Genomic DNA, 23,019 nt, shown 5'->3' with positions numbered 1-23,019 from the left:
AAAGAATGTGCTCTATTAAAGTGCAGGTCTCTGACCGGCAGTCTGGACAAGGAAAAACCCCGCCCCCGTTGCAACGGCGACAACCCGGTCGTCTTTCAGCGCCTCGGCAGGCACCGGATAGCGGGAGCGGTTGTCGAGCACAAAGGACTGATCACCCGTGATCTGCAGAACCATATGCCCCTGGCCCTGCGCTGTCTCCAGCACCATCAGGCGCAAGGTGTCTTCCCGGTAGCCTGCAGCCACCAGCAGCGCCCGTTTCAGCAGAACATGATCTTCGCAGTCCCCGGCGCCTGACAAAAGGGTCGCCAGCGGATTGGCCCAATGGTCATCCAATGCGCTGTCCCGCACATAGCGGAGCCGCTGCGACAGAACCGCTTGCACCAGAGCCGGTTGCCCATGACGGGGGCTGGACTTGACACGCGCCACCGCGCGCTGCCAGACCGCTGCCCGCCGGTCCCGGCACGCACCGTGACCACAAGACGAAAGCCACCCTGCCTCAGCCGCCAGCCTGGCCCGGGCACGCGACCAGCGCCGCGCCAGAACCGTGTCGGACCGTTTTTCAAACCCTGAGACATCACTTGAAAAGGCAGCCTGCTTCAGCTGTGGATCAGGACGGCCGGGCGCAACAGTGAATTGAAAATGCCGGCCAGCATTGGCGGCCCGGCTAAACTCGGCAGCAGCCGCCGCGCCCGCAGACGTCAGACCAGCGGTCGCCAGCCCTGCAGCACCGCAGAGCCCCAGAAGGAGCGTCAGCCCGACGCGGTATCCCTTTGCAAATGCCATCGACCCTGCCCGGTTCAGGCGGGCCGGTCTGTGCTCATCTCTCGCGAAAAGCTTCCGAACGCGCCTTGATAATGGGCTTCAACAGATAGTCGAGGACCGTTTTATTCCCGGTTAAAATGGAGGCACTGACAACCATTCCCGGAAGGATTGGTAAAGGACTGCTTTCCGTTCCGAGCCAGTTGCGCTCGGTTTTCAAAATGACCCGGTAATAGGTCTGCCCGTCCTCATCCGTGACCGTATCCGCCCCAATGCGTTCCACCGTACCGGGCAAGTCACCATAAAGCGTGTAATCATAAGCTGTTACCCGCACACGGGCACTTTGCCCGGGATACAGGAAAGCCACATCCTGAGGCCGGATACGGGCTTCGATCAGGAGCGTGTCTTCCAGCGGAACGATCTCTGAAAGGTTCTCACCCGGTGAGACAACAGCTCCGATGGTGGCAACGGAAAATTTGTTGATAATGCCGCGCACCGGTGCCCGCAGCACTGTACGGCGCACCTTGTCCCGCGCTGAGGTGATGGTTTCCTCCAGAATGGTCAACTCGGTCTGGGTCTGGATCAAGGCCTCATGCGCCCTGGCGCGGAAACCAAGCACAGCGCTGTCGCGCCGCGCGGAAGCTTCCGTAATGGCGGCTTCAGCGCGCGGGATTGACGCCTTCAACACCGCCACGTCCAACTGCCCGCCCCGGGCTTCCCGTTCCAGGCGCAGCAGATCCATTTTCGGATAGGCGCCTGCCTCCGCCAGCTCCCGCGCCCGGGCCAGTTCCTCGTCGAGCAGCGATGCTGAAACACCGGCGCTTTCCAGCCGGGTTTGCAATTCGGCCTTTTCCAGCTGGCGCTGGGACAGCTGCTGTTCGATCACCGACAGTTCCTGGCGCAGGGCAATCCGGCGCGCCTCAAAAAGCGCCAGCTCCCGGGCCGCTTCCGGTGGCGCCTGCCCATCCTCTCTCAGGTCCAGCTGGTGTCCTTCTGCTTCTGCTTGCAGACGCTGAACCCGGATCTTGAGGGCCGCGCGCTGTTTTTCAAGTTCCCCGAGCCGCGCTGCAAAGCCGGTATCATCAATCCGGAGCAAGGGGTCCCCGGGTGCCACCACATCCCCTTCCCGAACGAAGATCTCGGCAACAAGCCCGCCCTCCAGAGTTTCCACCACCTGGATCTGGCTCGACGGGATCACCCGCCCGGCTCCCGTCGTCACCTCTTCCAGTTCCGCCAGCGACGCCCAGATCCCCAAAGCGCCAAGCAGCCCCAGAGCCGCCAGAAGCACGCCCCAGAGCCCGGCCTGACGCCGCTGGTCCAGTGCGGCCCTGAGATCATTGGCAAAGACCTCATCCAGCCGGGACATCATCACCTCCCCGGAGACTTGTCTGCGCACCGGCCTTGAGCCGCGCCAGAACGTCTTCCTTTGGCCCATCCATCACCAGCTTGCCCCGGTCGAGCAGAAGCAGGCGGTCAACAAGGTCCAAAGGCCCGTCCCGATGGGTGGCGATGACAAGCGTCACCCCCTCCTCCGCAATCCGGCGCAAACGCTGGCACAGCTGGCGCTCCGACATGATATCGAGATAGGCGCTCGGCTCATCCAGGCACAAAATGTCCGGGCGACGGATAAGACACCTGGCCAGCGCAACCGCCTGCCGCTGGCCACCTGACAGGCTGCGCCCGCGCTCTTCGACCGCCATCTCCAGCCCCTCCCGATGGTGGGCGGAAAAAGTATCAACACCGGCCAGATGCACAGCTCTTTCAAGATCTGCGGACGAGGCATCGGCAGCGCCCATCAGGATATTGTCTTTGAGACTGCCGGTGAACAGTTCCGCATCCTGCAGGCACAGGCCGACAGAGGCCCTCAGATCTGCAGCGGAAAACTGGCGCGTGTCGACACCGCCCAGCAGATAGGTGCCTGCCTGCGGCTCATAAAGACCGGCCAGAACCCGGACCAGCGAGCTTTTGCCCGAGCCGACCCGGCCGATCACACCGACCGCTTCGCCTTTCTTGAGAGCAAAGCTGACCTTGTCCAGCGCGGGCACGGACCTGCCCGGATAGGTCAGGCAGACATCCTGAAAGGCAAGGCCGGGGTCAGCCGGAAAGGTCAGGGCGCGGGCGCTCACGCCGGTTTCCGTGCCCGCCTCCATGAGCCGGTCGAGACTGCGCAGGGCGCTGCGTGCATGCAGCAAGCGCGCCAGGGTCTGGGCAATATTGTTCAACGGGCTCAACACCCGGCCAGCCAGTATATTTGCCGCAATCAGGGCGCCGATTGTGATCCGGCCCTCCAACACCAGAAAGACGCCCCAGACCACGATGACAATCGACACGAGTTGAAAGACAACACCGGTGAAAGCGGCAGCGACATTGGCCCAAAACCGGGCCCGGGTGGTGGAGCGGCTGGTGGCAGCCACGGACCGGTCCCAGGCCCGCCGGAACCAGCTTTCGCTGCCGCTCACCTTGACCGTTTCCAGCGCCCCGACCGTTTCCACCAGAACCGACTGGCGGCGGGCCGCATCGGCCTGGCTCTGGGCCAGCGCCTTTGAGAGCGGCCGCTGCACCAGAGCCGTCACCGCAACAACCAGCGGCACGGCAAGGGCTGGCACCCAGGCGAGCGGACCAACCAGGAACCACATCACCCACACGAAAATACCGATGAACAGAAGATCGGTTGCCGCAATCACCGTGGAGGAGGTCAAAGCATCGCGCACGCTGTCAAGATCCCGGACCTGATTGGCCAGCCCACCTGTGGAGGCAGGCCGCCCGGACAGTTTCAGCCGCAAGACGTGATCAAACATCCGCCCCGCCACCGCCATATCGACCCGCCGCCCGGTTTCATCCACCAGCCCCATGCGCAGCATCTTGAAAATGAAGTCGAACAGAAAGGCGATCAGAACACCAGCGGTCAATGCCCAAAGGGTGGGGATCGCCAGATTGGGAATGACCCGGTCATAGACATTCATGATGAAAAGCGGGCTGGCCAGCGCAAGCAGATTGCCGATCAGAGCCGCGACCACCACTTGCAGGTAATTCGGCCAGAACCGGCGCACCGCCGACCAGAACCAGTCCTTCGGGGTGTCCTCCTGTTGCTGCCTCCTTCGCCCGCCCGGCACCAGTCCCACAAACACCACCACCGGCAGACCGCGCCCTTCGAACGCCTCAAGCGGCACGTCCCGAAAGCCGCCAAACCCTGGCCCCATCACAAGATCTTCCGGGATCCGCACGGTCCCTTTCGCCCGGTCAACCGCCTCCACGGCCACAGCCGGTTCCCCCCTTTGCACAACGATGACGGGCAAAGCGACCTGCGGAAGACCTGCAACCGCACGCTGCTCGATCCGCACGACAAGCCCAACCCGCCGGGCGGCCTCCTCCAGATCCTGAAGTCTCAGGCCAGGCCCGGCCGAGGGCAGCCCGCGTGTCAGCTCGCCCGGATTGACGGCAATTCCGTGAAACCGGGCCACATGCACCAGCGCCTCCAGCAGGCCTGTCTGCGGCGTCTCAACCGCATCGGCCAAGGGAGCCAGCGCAGCGCCCCCGGAGAGTGCCATGCCGGAAGGGGCCTCCCCATCCAGATCAGCGCGGCGGCTGTCCCGCCGGATGATCGGTTCCCCCTCTTCCATGGCGGCCCCTCACCACTTGCGCAAGGGTTCGATCAGCCCTTGCGACCCGACAAACCATGGCAACTCCTCCGGTCCGGGCTGGCTTTCCGATGGGGCAGAAACACCGACGGAAGCAAGTAGGCTGCCTGTTGAGGCCAGCAGCCGATAGCGCGCAAAGACGTCAATCGTCTGAGAACTGATCAGTTGGACACGGGAGGTGAAGACCGAATTCTGCGCAATCAGCAGGTCCAGAAGATCCCTGAGACCCGCTTCATATTCCTTTTCATAGCTGACAATCACAGCCTTGGCGGCAACGCTCTGCTGCTGCAGGGCTTTCAGACGGAGATCGTTGGCCGCAATATCGCTCCAAGACCTGCGCACGCTTTCATCCACCTGACGCCTCACATAATCGAGCTGCAACTTGGTTTCCGTCACCTGCTCGCCCAATTGCCGCCTGCGGCTGGTGTCGATCGTGCCATTGAATAGGTTCCAGGACATGGTCATGCGTACGGCAAATTCGTTGTTGCGCCCGGGTGTGCCGTCCAGATCCTCGCCCACGGATGCCAGCCCCTCGACGCCCAGGCTCGGCAGGAACAACGCCTGGGACTTGTCATAATCAGCCCTGGCCGCATCCACATCCGCAGATCCGGCCCGGAGCGAAGGGTGGTTGGCGCGCGCCGCCGCAATGGCCTTCGCCTGGCTTTTTGGCAGAGCATCCGGGCGCCCCGGCGCAGACAGTGCCGGGGGAGGCACTCCGATGACGGCCTCGAACCGGGCCTTGGCGGCCCCGAGTTCCCGCAGCACATCCGCGCGCACCGCATGCACAGCCGCAACACGCTCCTCGGCCTGGCGCAACTCGCTCTCCGTTGCCGAACCGCCCTCGACCTTGGTGCGCACAATGTCCAGCAGCCGCACATGTTCGCGGATATTGACGTCTGCTGCCTGCAAGATCCGGTGATGACGGACCACATCCAGAAACGCTTCCACGGCATCCAGGCCAATCAGCTCCGCCCGTTCCATCACCCGCGCAGCAGATCCGTCCACCCGCGCGGACTGGCGGTAGATCTCATTGGCCCGTGCAAAACCATCGAAAAACACCTGCCGGGCCACCAGTGTTGCATCCCGGGCATTGCGCCAGGCGCGATTATCCGCCTCAGAAAGCGAATTCGGCCGGTCGACATATTGCGCCCCAAAAGACGCTTCCAGATCCACCTTTGGCAGATAGGCCCCTTGTGCCTGGGCATAGTCATAGCCGGTAGACCGCCGGCTGGCCGCAGCCGCCAGAACCTGAGGGTGCGTGGACACCGCCCGGTCGACCGCCTCGCGGAGGGACATGGCCTCTCCGGACAGCGTGAAACCCGACAACAGAACCAGAGACAGCAAGGTCTTTGACCAAAAAGGCTTCCACAGCGCCAGAGGCGGCCTCACCGGATAGAGGCCTGACACCGCCGACCTCGCATTCCTGCTGCACATCATCCTGCCCGAAACCCACCCCTTGAAACCGCTGGGACAGCCCTTTTCAAACGCCAAAGTTACCCAGCGTTTTTTTAAAAACCCGACAGACCGGAAAAATTAAATTTCCGAGACACACAATAAGCTTAACGCAGTTTATTTGGACGCAGCAAAGTTTTTTTGTTAAAAAAGCGTTAAAGCAACAAATAGTCTTTTAGTTATCACGACTATCGTGATAAATTACGATGAAATGAACGTGGGCCGTGTTTAGTCATCCGAATGCCGAAAGCGCCGCTGCGGAGACGGAGAAAGCTGCAGTTTTGGATACTGCCAGCGCGCCGCCCCTCATTGCCAACGCATCGCTGCTGTTTCAGGGCGAATACACGCGTCAGGGACCGGATTTACTGATAACCCACCCGGACCACGGCAGCCTGACGATCATCGGTTACTTCATACATTCGCCACCCGCCTCCCTGACCACCCCCGAAGGGGCTTTTCTCGACGGTCAAACGGTTGCCCAGCTCGCCGGTCCGCAAGCCTCGACCCAATTTGCCCAGGCCGGGGGCGCCGCAGCCAGTGCCCCCATCGGCTCGGTTCAAACGGTCAGCGGCACGGTGACCGCCCAGCGAACGGACGGAACCAATGTGGTGCTGGCGGCCGGAGACCCGGTGTTTCAAGGCGATGTTGTCCAGACTTCGGCCGCCGGGTCGCTCGTGATCATCTTTGCCGATGAAACCCTGTTCACCCTGTCGGCCGATGCCCGGATGGTTCTGGACGAATTGATCTATTCCCCAGGCGGCTCCGGCAATTCCATGGTGATAAACCTCGTGCAGGGGAGTTTTGTCTTTGTCACCGGACAGGTGGCCCCGACCGGTGACATGCGGGTTGAGACGCCGACAGCCACCATGGGCATTCGCGGTACAACGCCAGTCGTACAGATCAGCGCTCTGGACGGAGCCACCCGGTTTGCCCTTGCTGTCGACCCCGACGGGCAGCTGGGCTCCTACCAATTGTTCGACAGGGTCTCCGGCCAGCTCCTGGGCACGGTGGACACGACCGACTCCACCTTCCTGGTACAGTCGGCAGGCGCTCTGCCGGTCATCACGGCCAGAACTCCGGCCGAATTCGCGGCAACCGAAGGGCAGATCCAGCTGGCCTACAGTGCCTACGGTTCGGCAGGTCTCGGCCAGCAAAGCCCCGGCGGGCCACAAAACGGTGGCCAGAACGATGGCCAAAACGGCGGCCAGCAGAATGGCAACAGCCCGGACCAGACCGACGCAGGCCCCGGCCAGATCCAGGGCGGCCCGGTGCCGGACCTTTCGGGGCCAGATCTCTCTCCCCTGGGCGGAGGGGCCAGCGACGGGCCAGCGGGCACTGACACGTCCGGCGACCGGTCCGGCAGGTCCCCGTTTGCGCCCGACACAGCGCCCTTACCAAGCGCCCCTCCGCCAGGAGGCACCTCCGCTCCCGAACCGGCCGGTGATAGCTCCCTGCCCCCCTCTGGGGAGGAAACGCTGGCTGTGGTTGTACCTGATGCCCTGGCAACCCGGGAGGACGTCTCCTTCAGCCTGAACGGCCTGACCGTGGAGATCCCCGGCAACGGGGATGGGACCGTTTCGATCACCGCCCGCTCGACCGTCACGCTTGCCCAGATAACCGGGCTGACATTTTTGGCGGGCGATGGCGTTGCGGACGAGACGGTCACCTTCTCCGGAACGGAAAGCGCGATCAATGCGGCCCTGGACGGCATGGTGTACACGCCCGCACCAGACAGCGAGATGGGTGGCCTCTCCGTTACGGTATTTGATGGCACCACCAGCCTGTCAGCCGAGGTCCCCATTGCCATCGAGCCGGTGTTCGACGCCCCCATCGTCTATGACATTGCCCTCACCGTCTCTGCCGACGGCTCCGTGACAGCGCCGTTTCTCGGGGCTGATCCGGATATTGGCGACATCCTGACGCTTGAGGCCCTCAGCGCTCCGGCGGCGGGCAGGCTTGATGTCTTTGACGACGGCACCTTTACCTTCAGCACCGATGGTGCCTTTGGCTCCCTGTCTGCGGGCTCGGTCCGCGACATCACGTTCCAATATACCGCCACCGACAGCACCGGCCTTGTCTCCGAGGTTCCGGCAACGGTCACCATCACGGTAACTGGCCTCAATGACCCGCCCCGGCTGACGGTAACGCCGCCGCCCGCCTTCACGGAAGCAGCCGATGCGTCCGCGCAGGTGCTGACCGGGTCCGGCTTCGTCATCTTCAACGACATCGATCAGGACGACACGCTGACACTTTCCTTTGAGATGAGCGGGGCTCCCGTCTGGAGCGGCGGCGACCTGGATGCACAGTCTCCGGACCTCGCTTCGATCCTGAGCCTGGGATTTGCGATCAGCGGCGTGGATCCTGACACAGGCCTTTACACCACAAGCGCCAGGCAGGGTGTTCTGCAATGGTCCTATTCCGCAGAAGCGGATCTGGATTTCCTGGAGGCGGGAGACACGATCAGCTTTTCCTACGATGTCACGGTGCAGGATGCGGCCGGAGACAGCATCGTCAAGTCCGTGAGCTTCGTCATCACCGGCACGGAAGATGCCCCGGACCTGTCCGGCGGCGCTGACGGAAGCTCGCCCCCCCTGCCTCAGCCAGCGCTTTATGAGGCGGGCGGGGAGACCATTCTCGATTTCTCCGGCTGGGACGAACCAGTTCTTGTCAACCTGGACCTTGGCACATTCCAGCAGCCGGACGGACCAGCCGAACCAATCGGGACAGTGCCCGGAACGCGGATCAGCCGGGTTCTGGGAGGCTCCGGGGATGATGTTCTGACGGGCAGCCATCTGGACGATACACTCCATGGCGGCCCGGGCCTGGACACTCTCACGGGCGGGGCGGGAGCCGACACATTCGGCCTGGCCGGGACCGATATTGCCGATGTCATTGTTGACTTTGAAGCGGGCGAAGACCGTCTCGATCTGTCCGCCTTGCTGGACGCTCATTTCAGCACCGCTGACCTGTCCGCCTATGTCAGGGTCACACAGGACGGCAGCAATGCAATTGTCAGCGTCGACCGGGATGGCGCGGCCACCGCTTCGGATTTCAAAGACGTGGCTGTTCTTCAATCCATTGATGCCGGGGGGATCATTGATTTTGTCTTTTCAGATAACGGCGTTCAAACGCCCGACACTGTTGTCTCCTGACGTTCTTCCCCCTGACTGGCGCACCTGCCGGAGCGCCGCTGTCCTGGCCCCATGAAGGCCGTGTTCCGAAACCTGTCTTCGGTGTTCGGGGTCGCCCGTCTAGCCGCGCTGGCGCTGCTGCTGGTGTTGCTCGCCATCCGGGTCGCCGATCCGCTTTTGGTCGAACTGATCCGGCTTAAAACCTTCGACTTTTACCAAGTGCTTAAACCCCGCGCCTATGAGGAAGTCCCCGTTACCATTGTCGACATTGACGAAAAGAGCCTCGCGGAACTTGGCCAATGGCCCTGGGCGCGCTCCACCCTCGCCCGAATTCTCAACAACATTGCCCAGGCGGGCGGCGTGGCGGTGGCGTTCGACATTGTCTTTGCCGAACCGGACCGCCTGTCGCCGACGCAATACAGCCGATCGGTGAACGGGCTCAGCGCGGCGGCCCGCAAGGAACTGGCAGCCTTGCCCGGAACGGACCAGATTCTGGCAGACACCATGCGCCGGATGCGGGTAGTCGCCGGTCAGGCGGGCAGGCCTGACAGCACCGGCGCGCCCCGCCCGGACCAGGCGCAAACGCCGGTTGCCCTGCTTGGCCCGGATCCAACCGGCTTCCTGTTCAACTACCCGTCCTTGCTGCGCAACATCCAGCCGCTGGAGGACGCCGCCCTGGGCAAGGGCCTCTTTTCCATCTATCCCGACCCGGACGGGGTGGTCCGCCGTGCAGCTCTTGCAGCAAGGGCCGACGGCAAGATCCAGCCGTCCCTGAGTGTCGAATTGCTGCGGGTGGCCACTGGCCAGAATGCCTTTGCCATCAAAAGCGATGCCGCCGGCATCAAGAGCCTTGTCGTTGGCGGCGTTGAGGTTCCTACCGACCGGAACGGACGGATCTGGATCCATTTCACCCCCTCCCGGCCTGATCGGTATGTCTCTGCCGCCGACCTTGCGAGCGGCACGTTTGATGGGGCCAAAATCCGCAATCACCTCATCTTGTTCGGGCCGTCCGCGACGGGTCTTCTGGATCTGAAGACCACACCCCTTGATCCGGTCATGCCCGGGGTGGAAGTGCATGCGCAGATCCTTGAGAACATTCTCAGCCAGTCTTTTCTAACCCATCCGAATTTCGCCCTTGGTGCCGAACTGGCCGCAGCAACGGCCTTGTCGCTCCTGGCCATCCTGCTGGTCCCGATCCTGGGTGCCCTGCCGGTACTGGCCTTCGGCTTCCTTCTGGCGGCCAGCTGGGCCGGGGGCAGCTGGTATCTGTTTGCCAGCGAAAACCTGTTGATCGACGCCGGCTATCCGCTGTTCACCAGTCTCAGTGTCTTTCTTCTGCTGGTCTTCATCAACTACCGCCGGGAGGAAATCCAGAGGCAGGAAATCCGGTCCGCCTTCAGCCAGTATCTGGCTCCCGACTATGTGGAGCAAATCGCCAAACACCCGGAAAGCCTCACCCTTGGCGGGGAGCACCGGTCCATGACGATGCTGTTTTCAGACGTGCGCGATTTCACCAGGATTTCCGAGAGCTTTGCCGACAACCCGCAAGGGCTCACCAGCCTGATGAACCGGTTTCTAACCCCGCTTTCCAACGGCATCATGGAAAAACGCGGTACAATCGACAAGTATATGGGCGATGCGGTCATGGCCTTCTGGAACGCTCCGCTGGACGATGACAATCAGGAAGTCCATGCCTGCGAAGCGGCCCTGCTGATGGTGGCCCGCATGCGGGCGCTTAACGCAGAACGCGAACGGGAAGCGGCCGGGGAGGGCCAGGTTTTCTTTCCGCTGAATGTGGGCATCGGCATCAACACAGGAGACTGTGTTGTCGGCAATATGGGCTCCGAATTCCGCTTCGACTATTCCGTGCTCGGCGACGCGGTCAATCTCGCCTCCCGGCTGGAGGGCCAGACCAAGACCTATGGTGTGACCATTTTAATCGGCGAGACAACCGCTCAAAAGGCCCTACCCCGGTTTGCCCTGGTGGAAGCGGACCTGATCCGCGTCAAAGGCAAGCAGGAGCCGGAACGGATCTTCTGCCTGCTGGGCGATGAAGATCTTGCTCAAGAGGACGCGTTCCGTGCCCTCAAGTCCCGGTTCGGCGCCATGCTGGCAAGCTACAGGGCCCGGGACTGGGACGAGGCCTTGTCCCATGCCAACGCAGTGGCGGACGCGGGCGGCGGGGACCTTGCTCAGCTGGCCCGGACCTTTTGCAGGCGCATAGAGGCTTACAAAACAACGCCGCCCCCGGAGCCCTGGGACGGCGTCTTCATTGCAACGGCCAAGTGAGGCCGATCCGCAGGTATTAGAAAGCTCAGGCCCGTTTGACCGATTGCTGCTGCACGCCGAGCTTGTCGATACCGAGCCGCATGGTTTCCCCGCCGCGCAGATAGACCGGCGGCTTCTGGCCCATGCCGACCCCCGGAGGCGTGCCGGTGGAGATCACGTCGCCAGGCTGCAGGCTCATGAACTGGCTGCAATAGCTGATCAGGTGCGGCACCTTGTAGACCATGGTGGACGTGGACCCGTTCTGATAACGCTTTCCGTCCACTTCCAGCCACATGCCCAGTTGATCAAAATCACCAACCTCGTCCGGGGTCACCAGCCAGGGTCCGAGCGGCCCGAATGTGTCGCTGCCCTTGCCCTTGTCCCAGGTGCCGGACCGGTTGATCTGGAAATCTCGTTCCGAAACGTCATTGATAACGCAGAAACCGGCCACATGGTTGAGCGCATCCGCCTCGTCAATATATTTGCCGCCTTTACCGATCACGACCCCAAGCTCGACTTCCCAGTCGGTCTTTTCAGAGCCGCGCGGGATTTCCACGTCGTCATTCGGACCGACAATCGCCGAGGTCCACTTGCCGAAGATCACCGGCTCGGGCGGCACATCCAGGCCGGACTCTTCCGCGTGATCGGCATAGTTGAGGCCAATGCAGATGAATTTTCCGACGGCCCCGACGCAAGGCCCAAGACGCAGGCTCTCCTGCGGCTGGCCGTCCACCAGGGGAAGCGCAGCGCTGTCGAGCCCCTTTAGCTTGGCAATCGTGTCGGGCTGTAACGCCTCGCCGGAAATGTCGGCGACATGGGCGGACAGGTCCCGCACACGTCCTTCGGCATCCAGCACACCCGGTTTTTCCTGTCCGGTGGGACCATATCTCAGCAGTTTCATGTAGCAGATCTTTCAGTTGTGCAAACGGCCCGCCGGAGGGTCCGGCGGACTGGCTTTTCTGGATCAACCGCTGCCCGGCCAAACCAGGTCAGGCAGCGGCACGGTGATCACTGTCACAGGCGCCGAGCGTCCGGCGGCCGGAAGACCGCAGGACGCTCGCGGGTCAATCAGTCGTAGAGAACCGCAGCAATTTCAGGGTCATCCATATTGGATGCGTCATAGTAGAAAAAGCCCGTATCGATCAGATTCGGTACGTCCTCTCCCTTTGCCGCGGCCACGGCCGCCTTGACAGTTTCATAGCCGATGCCAACCGGGTTCTGGGTGATCGCCCCGGCCATGACACCGCTCTTGATGGCGTCCTTCTGGGCTTTGCCGGAATCATATCCGATGATCACAAGCCCATCCTTGCCAAGTTCCTGAACCCCATTGACGACGCCAATGGCGGAGCCTTCATTGGTACCGAAAATGCCTTTCAGATCCGGATTGGCGGTCAGGATCGCCTTGGTCACCTCCGTCGATTTCAGGTGATCGCCCTGGCCATACTGGACCGTGACGATTTCAATTTCCGGATAGGCCTCGTTGATGCGGTTGACGAAACCATCGCGCCGGTCAATGCCGGTGCGGCTGGTCTGGTCATGGGCGACAACCGCCACCTTGCCCTTGCCACCGATCTTTTCAGCCATTTTGTCGGCTGCCAGCGCGGCAGCGGCCACGTTGTCGGTCGTAGCGGTGGCCACCGGGATTTCACTGTCAACTCCGCTGTCAAAGGCAACGACCGGAATGCCGGCCTCATCAGCTTGACGCAGCAGCGGAATGGCGGCCTGACTGTCCAGGGCCGCAAAGCCGATGGCTGCCGGCTTGTTGGCAAGAGCCGCGGCCAGCATGTCGATCTGACGGTCCACCATGGTCTCGTTGTCCGGACCTTCGAAAGTGATCCGGACGCCTTCCTCCTTGGCTGCCTTTTCAGCGCCGAGCTTCACAGCCTGCCAGAACTGGTGCTGGAACCCCTTCGAGACAAGCGGGATGTACATTTCCTCCGCCAGCACCGCCGTTGACGGCAGGCTGAGGGTCAGGGCACTGATCGCCCCCAGGACAAAACGACGTGAAAACATTGAAACTCCTCCTCTTTCTTCACTTTGCCAAACGTCTTTCAAACCGGGGCGTCGGCCGCCCTCTTCTTGTGTGTTCAGACCAGATCCTCACGCGGCCCGGCGACGGCGCACCATATCGGCATAGACCGCTAGAATGATGATCGCGCCGGTCACGACCGTCTGCCATTCCTGGGCAACGGACAGGACCCTGAGGCCGTTGGTCAGAACCGCCATGATCAGCGCGCCGATCAAGGTTCCGATAATGGTGCCGCGTCCGCCGGACAGGGACGTGCCGCCGATGACCACGGCAGCAATTGCCTCCAGCTCGTAACCGAGCCCGAGGGCCGGCTGGGCGGAATTGAGCCGTGAGGCGATCAGGATGCCCGCAATGCCGCAAATGCCGCCTGCAAGCGCATAGATCCCCATTTTCCAGGCATCGGTACTCACTCCGGACAAGCGCACCGCCTCCTCGTTGGAGCCAAGCGCAAAGGTGTAGCGCCCCAGAACCGTGCGGCCGAGAATGTAGGATGCCGCCAGAGCCACCAGAAACAGGATCAGCACCCCGTTCGGGATTGGCAGCGCCGGGATCACCTCGCCAATCAGCGAGCCCCGGGAAATCTGATCAAATCCCGGCGTGTCGTTGAAATAGATCGGCCGGGTGCCGGAAATCACCAGGGACAGGCCCTTCAGGATCAGCATCATGCCGAGCGTGGCAATGAAGGGCGGGATCTTCATCTTGGCCACGAAAGTGCCCGAGCAGAGCCCGCACAGCGCCCCTGCCCCGATGGCCGCCACAACACCAAGCGGAAGCGGCATGCCCGCATAGGTCAAAACCACCCCGGCAATAACCGCGCAAAAGGTCATGAGCGTGCCCACGGACAGGTCAATGCCACCGGTGATGATAACCAGCGTTGCCGCGACCGCCAGCACCCCGTTGACCGAAGTCGCCTGCAGGATCGCGATCATGTTGGAGGTCTGCATGAAATTGGGCGAGGCAATCGAAAACCCGATCAGCAGCACAATCAGTGACGCAAAGGCGAGCAGCTTTTGATGCGCGCCCGTCTCGGCCAGTTTTGCCAGCAGGCTGGCCGGTTTGGCCGCCCCCGGTCTTGTTTCCTCCATTGTGTTCACGCTGTCCCCCCGATCGGTTGCATGGCCGCCGCGCGCCGGGTGGCCAGTTCCATGATCTGTTCCTGTGTCGTTTCCTTGCCGCCCGGCAGAATGCCGGTCAGCCGCCCCTCGCACATCACCGCGATCCGGTGGCTGAGCCGCATCACTTCCGGCAGTTCGGACGAGATCACGATGATTGCCTTGCCCTGGGCCGCAAGGCTTTCAAGAAGCTTGTAGATTTCCGACTTGGCGCCAACATCGATGCCCCGGGTCGGCTCATCGAAAATCAGGATATCGCAATCCCGCAAAAGCCATTTGGCAATCACCACCTTTTGCTGGTTGCCGCCCGACAGCAGCCGGACCTCCTGGCCGTCTGATGGCGTGCGGATGCCGAGCTTGCGGATATAGTCCCTTGCAGTGCCACGCATATCCGCTTCGTTCAGCACGCCGCCTCGCCCGGTAAACGTCTTCAGCGAGGCCAGGGCGATATTGTCCCGGACCGTCATGCCTGTCGCAAGACCGAAATGTTTCCGGTCCTCTGACAGATACCCAATGCCTGCCGCGACCGCATCATGGGGCGAGGCAATTCTGACCTTACGGCCGTGCACCTTGATCGTACCGCTATCGCGCGGGTCGGCGCCGAAGATGGCCCGGGCGACTTCCGTGCGCCCGGCACCCATCAATCCGGCAAACCCCAGGATTTCCCCCTTGCGCAGCGAAAAGCTCACAGTGCGGATATCGCGCCCCCGGCTCAGATCCTGAACCTCCAGCGCAATTTCGGCCTCCGACAGGTCCGGCACCTCGACCGGCTCTTCCGTCACTTCGCGGCCGACCATCATGGAAATGATCTTCGAAATCGGTGTTTCGGCGGCCGGCACCGTCGCCACATATTCCCCGTCCCGCATGACCGTGACCCTGTCGGCAATCCGCTTCAATTCGTCCATCTTGTGGCTGATATAGATGATGCCGACCCCTTCGGCCTTCAGCCGATTGATGATGACAAAGAGTTCGGCAATCTCCGCATCATTCAACGCTGCGGTCGGCTCATCCATGATCAGAACACGGGATTTGTAGGACAGAGCCTTGGCGATCTCGACCATCTGCTGTTTGGCAATGGTCAGGGTGCCTGCAACCGCTTTCGGGTCCAGCGCCAGGTTCATGGACGCGAAAATATCCGCGGCCTGCCGGTTCAGCGCCGCCTCATCCAGACGGCCGAAGCGCTTGCGCGGCTCACGGCCAATGAAGATATTCTGGGCGACGGTCAGATCATTCATCAGGCTGAGTTCCTGGTGAATGATGCCAATGCCCTGGTCCTGCGCGGCCCGCGGCGAAGTCAGATCAACGGTCTTGCCGTCGATCTGAAGGTCGCCGCCGTCGCGCAGATAGATCCCGGCAAGGATCTTCATCAATGTCGATTTGCCCGCCCCGTTCTCGCCCATCAGGGCGTGGACTTCACCGGCCTTCAGCTCGAATTGCACATTCTTGAGGGCATGAACCCCCGGAAAGCGCTTTTCAATGCCGGTCATCTTGATGACTGGCGTCACATTCTCCTCCCCAGGATGATATCTTGAGAAGCGTGCGGTCCTGCACCCTTACGCCCCCCAATCTTGTTGACGGCAACCTCCATTGCCATGCCCAACCGGGTTTTCCCCCGCTTCCGCTGCCCGGACACCTCGGGTGTGCACTCCTCCTGACGCGGTAAGACGCCCGGGCGTGCCCCAAAGGCCTAGATCGTCACACCGCCATCCACCAGCAGCGCCTGTCCGGTGACAAACTGGCTCTCATCGGACAGAAGGTAAATGGCCAGCGGCGTCACATCATCGACCACCGCCAGACGGCCCATGGGCTGGCGGGCGATGAAGTCCTTTTCCGCCTGCACCGGATCCGGCGCCGCCTCGATCCGGCCGCGCAGGGACGGCGTGTCAACCGTGCCCGGGCAGATCGCATTGCAGCGGATGCCATTTCTGACAAAATCAGCCGCAATGCCCTTGGTCAGGCCAATCACCGCAGCCTTGGTGGCCCCATAGGCAGTGCGGAACGGGAACCCTTTGATCGATCCGGCCATGGAGGACATGTTGATGATCGAGGCCGATCCACGTGTCTCCGCCCGGCGCAGCATGCCCGGCAGACAGGCCCGGCTCAGACGCATCATGGAGGTGACATTCAGGTCAAAACTGAACGCCCAATCCTCATCGGAAATGTCCAGAACCGTGCCGTGATGAACGAACCCGGCCACATTAAACAGCCCGTCCAGATCCGGAAGGTCCTCGGCAAAGTCCCGGATCGCTGCCGGGTCCGTGACATCAAGGCCATGGGTTTCCATGCCGTCAAGACCCGCCAGCAGGGCCGCGTCCTTGTCGGTCGCAATCACCCGGGCACCTTCGGCCGCGCAGGCCAGCGCGGTGGCCCGGCCCATGCCCTGGCCGGCCGCCGTAATCAAAATGGTTTTTCCGTCGAGACGCATCACATCACCGCTCCAATTTGCCAGGGCACGAATTCCACACCACCGTAGCCGAGCTTTTCACTCTTGGTCTGACTGCCGGACGCGACCTGGATCATCCGCTCGAAGATCTCCTCGCCCTTTTGCTCAAGGCTCACACCTTCGCTGACGATGTCGCCGCAATTGACATCCATGTCTTCCGACATGCGGCCATACATTTCAGAATTTGTCGCGAGCTTGATGCAAGGGGTGGGCTGGTATCCGGAGACAGATCCCCTCCCGGTTGTGAATACGACAATATTCGCCCCGGAAGCAACCTGCCCGGTGACAGAACATGGATCAAAGCCCGGGCTGTCCATGAAGACGAACCCGGCCTTGTCGATGCGCTCGGCAAATTCATAGACACCGGCAAGCGGGGCCGTGCCCCCCTTGGCCACGGCCCCGAGCGACTTTTCCAAAATCGTCGTCAGGCCGCCGCGCTTGTTGCCGGGGCTGGGATTGTTGTCCATCTCGCCGCCATTGCGGGCCGTATAGTCCTCCCACCAGCGGATGCGCTCCATCAGCTTGCGGCCAACCTCTTCGGTTTCGGCCCTGCAGGTCAACAGGTGCTCGGCCCCATAGATCTCCGGCGTCTCGGACAGGATCGTGGTGCCGCCATGGCGCACCAGAAGGTCCGACGCATAGCCCAGGGCCGGGTTCGCCGTCACACCCGAATACCCATCAGAGCCGCCGCATTGCATACCGACCGTAATCGCGCTGACCGGCGCCGGGCTTCGCTCGACCGCGTTGGCAATCGCCGCAATGCCTTCCAGCTCCTGCAGCCCCTTTTCGATGGTCCGGCGGGTGCCGCCCTCATGCTGGATGGTCATGTAGCGCAGGGCGCCATCGGCCCGGATCGGCCGGCCACCGACCAGATCGGAAATCTGCATGACCTCGCAGCCGAGACCAACCAGAAGGATGCCGCCGAAATTGGGATGCTGCGCATAGCCAGACAGGGTCCGAAACAGGGCCGCATAGCCTTCATCCACCCCGGACATACCGCAGCCTGTGCCATGCACGATGGGCACCACGCCGTCCACATTGGGAAACCGGTCAAGCAAGCCGTTCTTTTGGGCCGCTTCCGCGATGAAACGGGCCACAGACCCGGAGCAGTTCACCGACGTCAGAATGCCGATATAATTTCGGGTCCCGACCTTGCCATCCGCCCGGTGATAGCCGTTGAAGGTTCTGCTGGCCTCAATGGTGGGCAGCGGGGTGTTCTGGGAGGCAAATTCATGGCTCTGCAAACTGTGCTCGGCCATGCCGATATTGTGGGTGTGAACATGTTCACCCGGCCGGATATCCGATTTCGCCTGTCCGATGACCTGGCCATAGCGCAGCACATTTGCACCTTCGGCAATCGGAGCGCTGGCAATCTTGTGTCCCGGCTGGACTGTCGACAGAAGGGGGCCTGACACGCCCTCAAGCTCGGTTCCGGCGGCCAGCGTTTGCAAGGCGATGACCACGTTGTCCTCTGCCCCGAGCCTGATAAAGCCGCTTCCGATCATGTCTGTCTCTCCCGCACCGGCAGCACCGTTGTTGTCTGGCGGCCTGAAGCTTACGAACTAGCTTGACTTGGCAGCTCTGTCAACTAACATGTTAGTCAACATAGGGCGAACATGACCAGTATCGATATCAACGTGAGTGAACTTAAGGACATCAGCAGCTTTGAGGGATCGCTGGCGAACCGGGTCTATATGGCCCTGCAGGACGCAATCCTGTCGCTGCAGTTTCTGCCCGGCGAGGTCATCCGCAAGGGCCCTGTTTGCGAGAAGCTGGGGGTCTCCCGGTCGCCGGTTGCCGAAGCGATTGCGCGCCTGGCCACGGAAGGACTGGTGGAGGTCATCCCGCAATCGGGCACGCGGGTCGCCTATTTTTCCATGGAAGACATCCGGGAAGGCACCTTCGTGCGCCAGGCCCTGGAACTGGCCAGTGTGGCCAAGGTGGCCGCCGACCGGACAGAAGACCAGCTTGCCCGGCTGAACAGGAATGTGCGGCTGCAGGCCCTTCTGGTGGAAGATCAGGATTTTTCCGGCTTCTACCAGGCCGATGAGGAATTTCATGCGCTCATCATGGAATTCACCGGCTATGGCCGCATGAAAGCCATCGCCCGCATGGTCTCGCTTCAGGTGACACGGGCGCGCAAGCTGCTTTTACCGGCCCCCGGCCTCATCTCCTGCACGTTTGAAGAACATAGCAAGGTCATGGCCGCCATTGCTGACCGGGACCCGGACGCGGCTCAAGAGGCCATGCGCGCGCATTTGAACCAGTTGATGCCGCGCCTTGAGGCCCTTGCCGCCACCCGGCCGGAACTCTTTCACCCCCGCCAGATCAGGACCCCGGTATGAAAGTTACCGACACAACGCTTTTGAACAGCCGCACGCCCCGCCCGGTGCCACTGACCCGGATGGGCTTTGGCGGTGCGCCGCTTGGCAATCTTTACCGGAAAGTCTCCGACGAAAACGCCCAGGCCGCCTTGCAGGCAGCCTTTGACGCGGGCATCCGCTATTTCGATACGGCCCCCCAATATGGGCTCGGCCGTTCCGAAACCCGCTTTTCCGCCGCGCTCAAGCGTTTCGGCCGGGATCAGCTGCAACTGTCCACCAAGATCGGCCGCCTGCTGCTCGATTGCGAGCCCCATGAAGTCACCCCGGAAGCCTTTGTCGACGTGCCCCAGAAACGGATCGTCTTCGACTACACATATGACGGGGTCATGCGCAGCTATGAAGCGAGCCGGGAGCGGCTTCAAGTGGCCAATGCGGACATTCTGCTGGTGCATGATGTCTGTGTTTTTTCTCAAGGGTCGCAGGAGGCCAGCGACGCCAAGGTGAAGGAACTTTTCGACGCCGGTGGCTACCGGGCCTTGAGCGAACTGCGCGCCGCTGGCGAAATCGCCGCCATTGGTGCGGGGGTCAATGAATGGCAGGTATGCGAGAAGCTGCTCGGCCTCGGCGATTTCGACGGCTTTCTCTTGGCCGGGCGCTACACGCTTCTGGAACAGGACGCCCTGGAGAGTTTCCTGCCGCTGTGTACGCAGCGCGATGTCGGCATCATCTTGGGCGGCCCGTTCAATTCCGGCATCCTGGCGACTGGCGCTGTTCCGGGCGCCCGCTACAATTATGAAGACGCTCCAGAAGACATTCTGGACAGGGTGCGCAAGATCGAGGCCGTTTGTGCGGCCCATGACACGCCGTTGATTGCCGCAGCCCTGCAATTTGTCTTTGGCCACCCGAGTGTCAAAACCGTCATTCCGGGCGCGGTAAATGCGGCGGAAGTCACCGCCAATGTCGCCGTTCTCGAAACGCCCATTCCCGCCGGCCTGTGGTCGGATCTCAGGGCCGAAGGTCTGATCCGCCCTGATGCCCCCCTGCCCTCGGAGACCGCTGATGCTGCATAATATCGATCCCATTCTGTCGCCTGAACTGCTCTATGCCCTGCGTGCCATGGGCCATGGGGACGAAATTGTTCTGGCCGATGCCAACTACCCGGCCGAAAATGCAGGCCCCACCTGCATCCGGGCCGATGGCTCCAGCGCCAGTGATCTGCTGAAAGCGATCCTGGCCCTTATGCCGCTGGATGACTTCGTGGACGATCCCGCCCTGACCATGCAGGTCGTCGGCGACCCGGACACGATCCCGGAGGCAGTTGCGGACTTCCAGAAGATCATCAACACCACGGCCGACCACCCGGCCGAGATCAAAACTTTGGAGCGCTTTGCCTTTTATGAACGCGCCTCCAGCGCCTATGCGATCGTTCAGACCGGCGAGCGCCGTCTTTACGGCAACATCATCTTGGAAAAGGGCGTGATCCGGTGACCCGGATCGATGCCCACCAGCATTTCTGGAAGCTCGAGCGGGGCGACTATCACTGGCTGACTGAAGACCTCGGGCCAATTTACCGCGATTTCGGCCCCGGTGACCTCAGCCCCCATCTTGAGCGCCACGGTGTTTCAGGCAGCGTACTCGTGCAAGCGGCCCCGACGGTGGCCGAGACCCGCTATTTGCTGTCCCTCGCCAAAACCAGCCCCTCGGTCAAAGGGGTGGTCGGCTGGGTTGATTTTGAAAGCCCGGACGCACCGGCCGTGATTGCCGGTCTGGCTAAGGACCCCAAGCTTGTCGGCCTGCGGCCGATGATCCAGGATCTTGACGATGACCAGTGGATGCTGCGCCCGGATCTGACACCGGCGTTCGAAGCCCTGATCGCCCAGGAGCTGACCTTTGATGCCCTGACCCTGCCCCGGCACCTGCCGCATCTGAAAACCCTGCTGGCGCGCCACGGCACGATGCGGGTGGTGATCGATCACGGGTCCAAGCCAGACATCAGGAGCGGGGCCCTCGACGGCTGGGCTGCCGATATGGCAGATCTGGCCGCGAGCACGCAGGCCTATTGCAAACTGTCCGGCCTTGTCACGGAAGCCTCGGCAGAGTGGACCATGGACGAGCTCGCCCCCTATGTGAACCATCTCCTGGCCACCTTCGGGCCGGACCGTCTCATCTGGGGCAGTGACTGGCCGGTCTGCCTTCTGGCCAGCAGCTATGACCGCTGGGTGGAGGCAACAGACCAGCTTCTGGGGAGCGTGGACAGCGAAGGCCGCGCCGCGATCTTCGGGCACACCGCCGCCCGCGCCTATCGTCTGGAACTCTGAATTGGCAAAGGCCCGCAGTGGCGCGGGCCTTTTGAACGCTCAGATGTCGAACTTAACACCCTGGGCCAAGGGCAGCTCAGCGGAATAATTCACCGTTGAGGTTTGACGGCGCATATAGCCCTTCCAGGCATCGGAGCCGGATTCGCGGCCACCGCCGGTTTCCTTTTCCCCACCAAAGGCCCCGCCGATTTCCGCACCGGACGGGCCGATATTCACATTGGCAATGCCACAATCGGACCCCGTGGCCGACAGGAAGGTTTCCGCTTCACGCATGTTGAGCGTGAAGATGCAGGAGGACAGGCCCTGTGGCACATCGTTTTGCAGGGCGATGGCCTCATCCAGATCCTCATATTGCATCACATAGAGGATCGGCGCGAAGGTCTCTGTTTTCACCACATCGCTCTGGCCCGGCATGTCAACCAGTGCCGGGGCAACATAGGCGCCATCCGGCACATCTGTCGTCACCGGCGCGCCGCCATAAACCGTTCCGCCCTGGCTGCGGGCTTTGGCAAGGGCGGACTGCATGGTGTCCAGTGAGGCTTTGTCGATCAACGGACCGATCAGAGTGCCGTCCCGGCGCGGGTCGCCGACCGGCAGGCTCTCATAGGCCTTGACCAGTTTGGCGAGAAGGTCCTCTTTGACCGAAGAATGCACGATCAGGCGCCGCAGGGACGTGCAGCGCTGCCCGGCCGTGCCGACTGCGGAAAACACAATGGCGCGCACGGCCATTTCCAGATCGGCAGACGGGGCGACGATCATGGCATTGTTGCCGCCAAGCTCCAGGATCGGGCGTCCCCAGCGGGCGGCGACTTTCGGACCGACAATGCCGCCCATACGGGTGGAACCGGTGGCCGACAGGATCGGCACATCCCGGGACGTGACCAGAGCCTCGCCGATGCCCGCCCCGCCGATCACCACCTGCATCAGGCCGTCCGGGGCATCGCTGCCGAACCGGGCCACAGCTTTGGCGAAGATCTTCTGGCAGGCCAGCGCGGTCAAAGGCGTCTTTTCAGACGGTTTCCAGATCACCGGATTGCCGCAGACCAGCGCCAGCGCCGCATTCCAGGACCAGACCGCAACGGGAAAATTAAAGGCCGTGATGACACCGCACGGCCCCATCGGATGCCAGGTCTCCGACATCTTGTGGCCCGGCCGCTCAGAGGCAATCGTCAGCCCGTAAAGCTGACGTGACAGACCAACCGCGAAATCGCAAATGTCGATCATTTCCTGCACTTCGCCGAGCCCTTCGGAGGTGATCTTGCCCGCTTCCAGCGTCACCAGCGCGCCGAGTTCCTCCTTGGCCGCCCGCAGCTCCTCGCCCAGAAGGCGCACCAGTTCGCCCCGGCGCGGCGCCGGCAGGGTGCGCCAAGCCTTGAAGGCTTGCTGGGATTTTGCAATCACCGCAGCCATATCCGCCTCCGGCGTCTCCGCAACATTGGCGGCAACCGCGCCGTCAATCGGAGAGCAGACTGCAAGGGTCCCTCCCTTCAGTTCGCTTTGCTCGAACCCAAGGGCGCTCAAAACCTGATGATGTTCCATAGCCGT

17 protein-coding genes are annotated in these 23,019 nt (G+C 62.1%); 6 read left to right on the top strand and 11 right to left on the bottom strand.

Annotated elements, in window-relative coordinates; all coding sequences use genetic code 11:
* Positions 1 to 15: 15 nt before the first annotated feature.
* From ACXAH0_RS16800 to ACXAH0_RS16785, 4 genes are read right to left on the bottom strand one after another with little or no spacing between them, the layout of a single operon-like run.
* Positions 16 to 783 (bottom strand): transglutaminase-like cysteine peptidase, encoded by a 768-nt coding sequence (locus tag ACXAH0_RS16800; RefSeq protein ID WP_475193158.1) that lies wholly within the window; start codon positions 781 to 783, stop codon positions 16 to 18.
* Between the two features lie 34 nt (positions 784 to 817).
* Positions 818 to 2,125: an HlyD family type I secretion periplasmic adaptor subunit gene (locus ACXAH0_RS16795; RefSeq protein WP_475193155.1), complete on the bottom strand. Its 1,308-nt coding sequence runs from the start codon at positions 2,123 to 2,125 to the stop codon at positions 818 to 820.
* On the bottom strand, positions 2,109 to 4,379 hold the full coding sequence (locus ACXAH0_RS16790; protein ID WP_475193152.1) for a type I secretion system permease/ATPase: 2,271 nt from the start codon (positions 4,377 to 4,379) through the stop codon (positions 2,109 to 2,111). The genes ACXAH0_RS16795 and ACXAH0_RS16790 overlap by 17 nt, the downstream gene beginning before the upstream one ends.
* 9 nt (positions 4,380 to 4,388) lie before the next feature.
* Entirely contained in the window at positions 4,389 to 5,693 is a 1,305-nt protein-coding gene (locus tag ACXAH0_RS16785; protein WP_475193148.1) for a TolC family outer membrane protein, read from the bottom strand.
* A 437-nt stretch (positions 5,694 to 6,130) separates the two neighbouring features.
* On the opposite strand from ACXAH0_RS16785, the gene ACXAH0_RS16780 reads away from it, so the two are divergent.
* Complete coding sequence (locus tag ACXAH0_RS16780) at positions 6,131 to 9,001, top strand: type I secretion C-terminal target domain-containing protein (protein ID WP_475193144.1); 2,871 nt, start codon at positions 6,131 to 6,133, stop codon at positions 8,999 to 9,001.
* Positions 9,002 to 9,052: 51 nt separating this feature from the next.
* On the top strand, positions 9,053 to 11,269 hold the full coding sequence (locus ACXAH0_RS16775) for a CHASE2 domain-containing protein (RefSeq protein ID WP_475193140.1): 2,217 nt from the start codon (positions 9,053 to 9,055) through the stop codon (positions 11,267 to 11,269).
* 25 nt (positions 11,270 to 11,294) lie between these two features.
* On the opposite strand, the gene ACXAH0_RS16770 is transcribed toward ACXAH0_RS16775, so the two are convergent.
* The 6 genes from ACXAH0_RS16770 to ACXAH0_RS16745 all read right to left on the bottom strand — a co-directional run bounded on the left by ACXAH0_RS16770 (position 11,295) and on the right by ACXAH0_RS16745 (position 18,337).
* Positions 11,295 to 12,149 carry a fumarylacetoacetate hydrolase family protein gene (locus tag ACXAH0_RS16770; protein WP_475175540.1) on the bottom strand — a complete coding sequence of 285 codons (855 nt, stop codon included), beginning with the start codon at positions 12,147 to 12,149 and terminating at the stop codon, positions 11,295 to 11,297.
* 167 nt (positions 12,150 to 12,316) lie between these two features.
* Positions 12,317 to 13,261 (bottom strand): substrate-binding domain-containing protein, encoded by a 945-nt coding sequence (locus tag ACXAH0_RS16765; RefSeq protein ID WP_475193134.1) that lies wholly within the window; start codon positions 13,259 to 13,261, stop codon positions 12,317 to 12,319.
* An 87-nt stretch (positions 13,262 to 13,348) separates the two neighbouring features.
* Complete coding sequence (locus tag ACXAH0_RS16760; protein WP_475193129.1) at positions 13,349 to 14,362, bottom strand: ABC transporter permease; 1,014 nt, start codon at positions 14,360 to 14,362, stop codon at positions 13,349 to 13,351.
* A 5-nt stretch (positions 14,363 to 14,367) separates the two neighbouring features.
* Positions 14,368 to 15,876: a sugar ABC transporter ATP-binding protein gene (locus ACXAH0_RS16755; RefSeq protein WP_475175746.1), complete on the bottom strand. Its 1,509-nt coding sequence runs from the start codon at positions 15,874 to 15,876 to the stop codon at positions 14,368 to 14,370.
* Between the two features lie 200 nt (positions 15,877 to 16,076).
* On the bottom strand, positions 16,077 to 16,814 hold the full coding sequence (locus ACXAH0_RS16750; protein WP_475175750.1) for an SDR family oxidoreductase: 738 nt from the start codon (positions 16,812 to 16,814) through the stop codon (positions 16,077 to 16,079).
* The gene (locus ACXAH0_RS16745) at positions 16,814 to 18,337 is read right to left on the bottom strand and encodes a UxaA family hydrolase (RefSeq protein WP_475175546.1); all 1,524 of its coding nucleotides are present in this window, start codon (positions 18,335 to 18,337) and stop codon (positions 16,814 to 16,816) included. The genes ACXAH0_RS16750 and ACXAH0_RS16745 overlap by 1 nt, the downstream gene beginning before the upstream one ends.
* A 111-nt stretch (positions 18,338 to 18,448) precedes the next feature.
* On the opposite strand from ACXAH0_RS16745, the gene ACXAH0_RS16740 reads away from it, so the two are divergent.
* Genes ACXAH0_RS16740 through ACXAH0_RS16725 form a run of 4 tightly spaced genes read left to right on the top strand, consistent with a single transcriptional unit; the run spans position 18,449 to position 21,474 of the window.
* Complete coding sequence (locus ACXAH0_RS16740) at positions 18,449 to 19,177, top strand: GntR family transcriptional regulator (protein ID WP_475175547.1); 729 nt, start codon at positions 18,449 to 18,451, stop codon at positions 19,175 to 19,177.
* Positions 19,174 to 20,226 (top strand): aldo/keto reductase, encoded by a 1,053-nt coding sequence (locus tag ACXAH0_RS16735; protein ID WP_475175549.1) that lies wholly within the window; start codon positions 19,174 to 19,176, stop codon positions 20,224 to 20,226. Before ACXAH0_RS16740 ends, ACXAH0_RS16735 begins: the two co-directional genes overlap by 4 nt.
* Positions 20,216 to 20,644, top strand: a complete 429-nt coding sequence (locus ACXAH0_RS16730; RefSeq protein WP_475193124.1) for an RbsD/FucU family protein — start codon at positions 20,216 to 20,218, stop codon at positions 20,642 to 20,644. The genes ACXAH0_RS16735 and ACXAH0_RS16730 overlap by 11 nt, the downstream gene beginning before the upstream one ends.
* The gene (locus ACXAH0_RS16725) at positions 20,641 to 21,474 is read left to right on the top strand and encodes an amidohydrolase family protein (protein WP_475193120.1); all 834 of its coding nucleotides are present in this window, start codon (positions 20,641 to 20,643) and stop codon (positions 21,472 to 21,474) included. Before ACXAH0_RS16730 ends, ACXAH0_RS16725 begins: the two co-directional genes overlap by 4 nt.
* Positions 21,475 to 21,513: 39 nt before the next feature.
* On the opposite strand, the gene amaB is transcribed toward ACXAH0_RS16725, so the two are convergent.
* Positions 21,514 to 23,013: an L-piperidine-6-carboxylate dehydrogenase gene (gene amaB, locus ACXAH0_RS16720; protein WP_475193116.1), complete on the bottom strand. Its 1,500-nt coding sequence runs from the start codon at positions 23,011 to 23,013 to the stop codon at positions 21,514 to 21,516.
* Positions 23,014 to 23,019: the final 6 nt, after the last annotated feature.

This window comes from Roseibium sp. AWQ4_290 (genome assembly GCF_056160985.1).
The sequence above is the reverse complement of the archived record's forward strand: the minus strand, read 5'-3'. Positions and strand labels throughout refer to the sequence as shown.

Bases quoted from the DNA above. Each gene is read 5' to 3' on its own strand.
- ACXAH0_RS16800 (WP_475193158.1), bottom strand. From the start codon at position 783: ATGGCATTTGCAAAGGGATACCGCGTCGGGCTGACGCTCCTTCTGGGG.
- ACXAH0_RS16795 (WP_475193155.1), bottom strand. From the start codon at position 2,125: ATGTCCCGGCTGGATGAGGTCTTTGCCAATGATCTCAGGGCCGCACTG.
- ACXAH0_RS16790 (WP_475193152.1), bottom strand. From the start codon at position 4,379: ATGGAAGAGGGGGAACCGATCATCCGGCGGGACAGCCGCCGCGCTGAT.
- ACXAH0_RS16785 (WP_475193148.1), bottom strand. From the start codon at position 5,693: ATGTCCCTCCGCGAGGCGGTCGACCGGGCGGTGTCCACGCACCCTCAG.
- ACXAH0_RS16775 (WP_475193140.1), top strand. From the start codon at position 9,053: ATGAAGGCCGTGTTCCGAAACCTGTCTTCGGTGTTCGGGGTCGCCCGT.
- ACXAH0_RS16770 (WP_475175540.1), bottom strand. From the start codon at position 12,149: ATGAAACTGCTGAGATATGGTCCCACCGGACAGGAAAAACCGGGTGTG.
- ACXAH0_RS16765 (WP_475193134.1), bottom strand. From the start codon at position 13,261: ATGTTTTCACGTCGTTTTGTCCTGGGGGCGATCAGTGCCCTGACCCTC.
- ACXAH0_RS16760 (WP_475193129.1), bottom strand. From the start codon at position 14,362: ATGGAGGAAACAAGACCGGGGGCGGCCAAACCGGCCAGCCTGCTGGCA.
- ACXAH0_RS16755 (WP_475175746.1), bottom strand. From the start codon at position 15,876: ATGACCGGCATTGAAAAGCGCTTTCCGGGGGTTCATGCCCTCAAGAAT.
- ACXAH0_RS16750 (WP_475175750.1), bottom strand. From the start codon at position 16,814: ATGCGTCTCGACGGAAAAACCATTTTGATTACGGCGGCCGGCCAGGGC.
- ACXAH0_RS16745 (WP_475175546.1), bottom strand. From the start codon at position 18,337: ATGATCGGAAGCGGCTTTATCAGGCTCGGGGCAGAGGACAACGTGGTC.
- ACXAH0_RS16740 (WP_475175547.1), top strand. From the start codon at position 18,449: ATGACCAGTATCGATATCAACGTGAGTGAACTTAAGGACATCAGCAGC.
- ACXAH0_RS16735 (WP_475175549.1), top strand. From the start codon at position 19,174: ATGAAAGTTACCGACACAACGCTTTTGAACAGCCGCACGCCCCGCCCG.
- ACXAH0_RS16730 (WP_475193124.1), top strand. From the start codon at position 20,216: ATGCTGCATAATATCGATCCCATTCTGTCGCCTGAACTGCTCTATGCC.
- amaB (WP_475193116.1), bottom strand. From the start codon at position 23,013: ATGGAACATCATCAGGTTTTGAGCGCCCTTGGGTTCGAGCAAAGCGAA.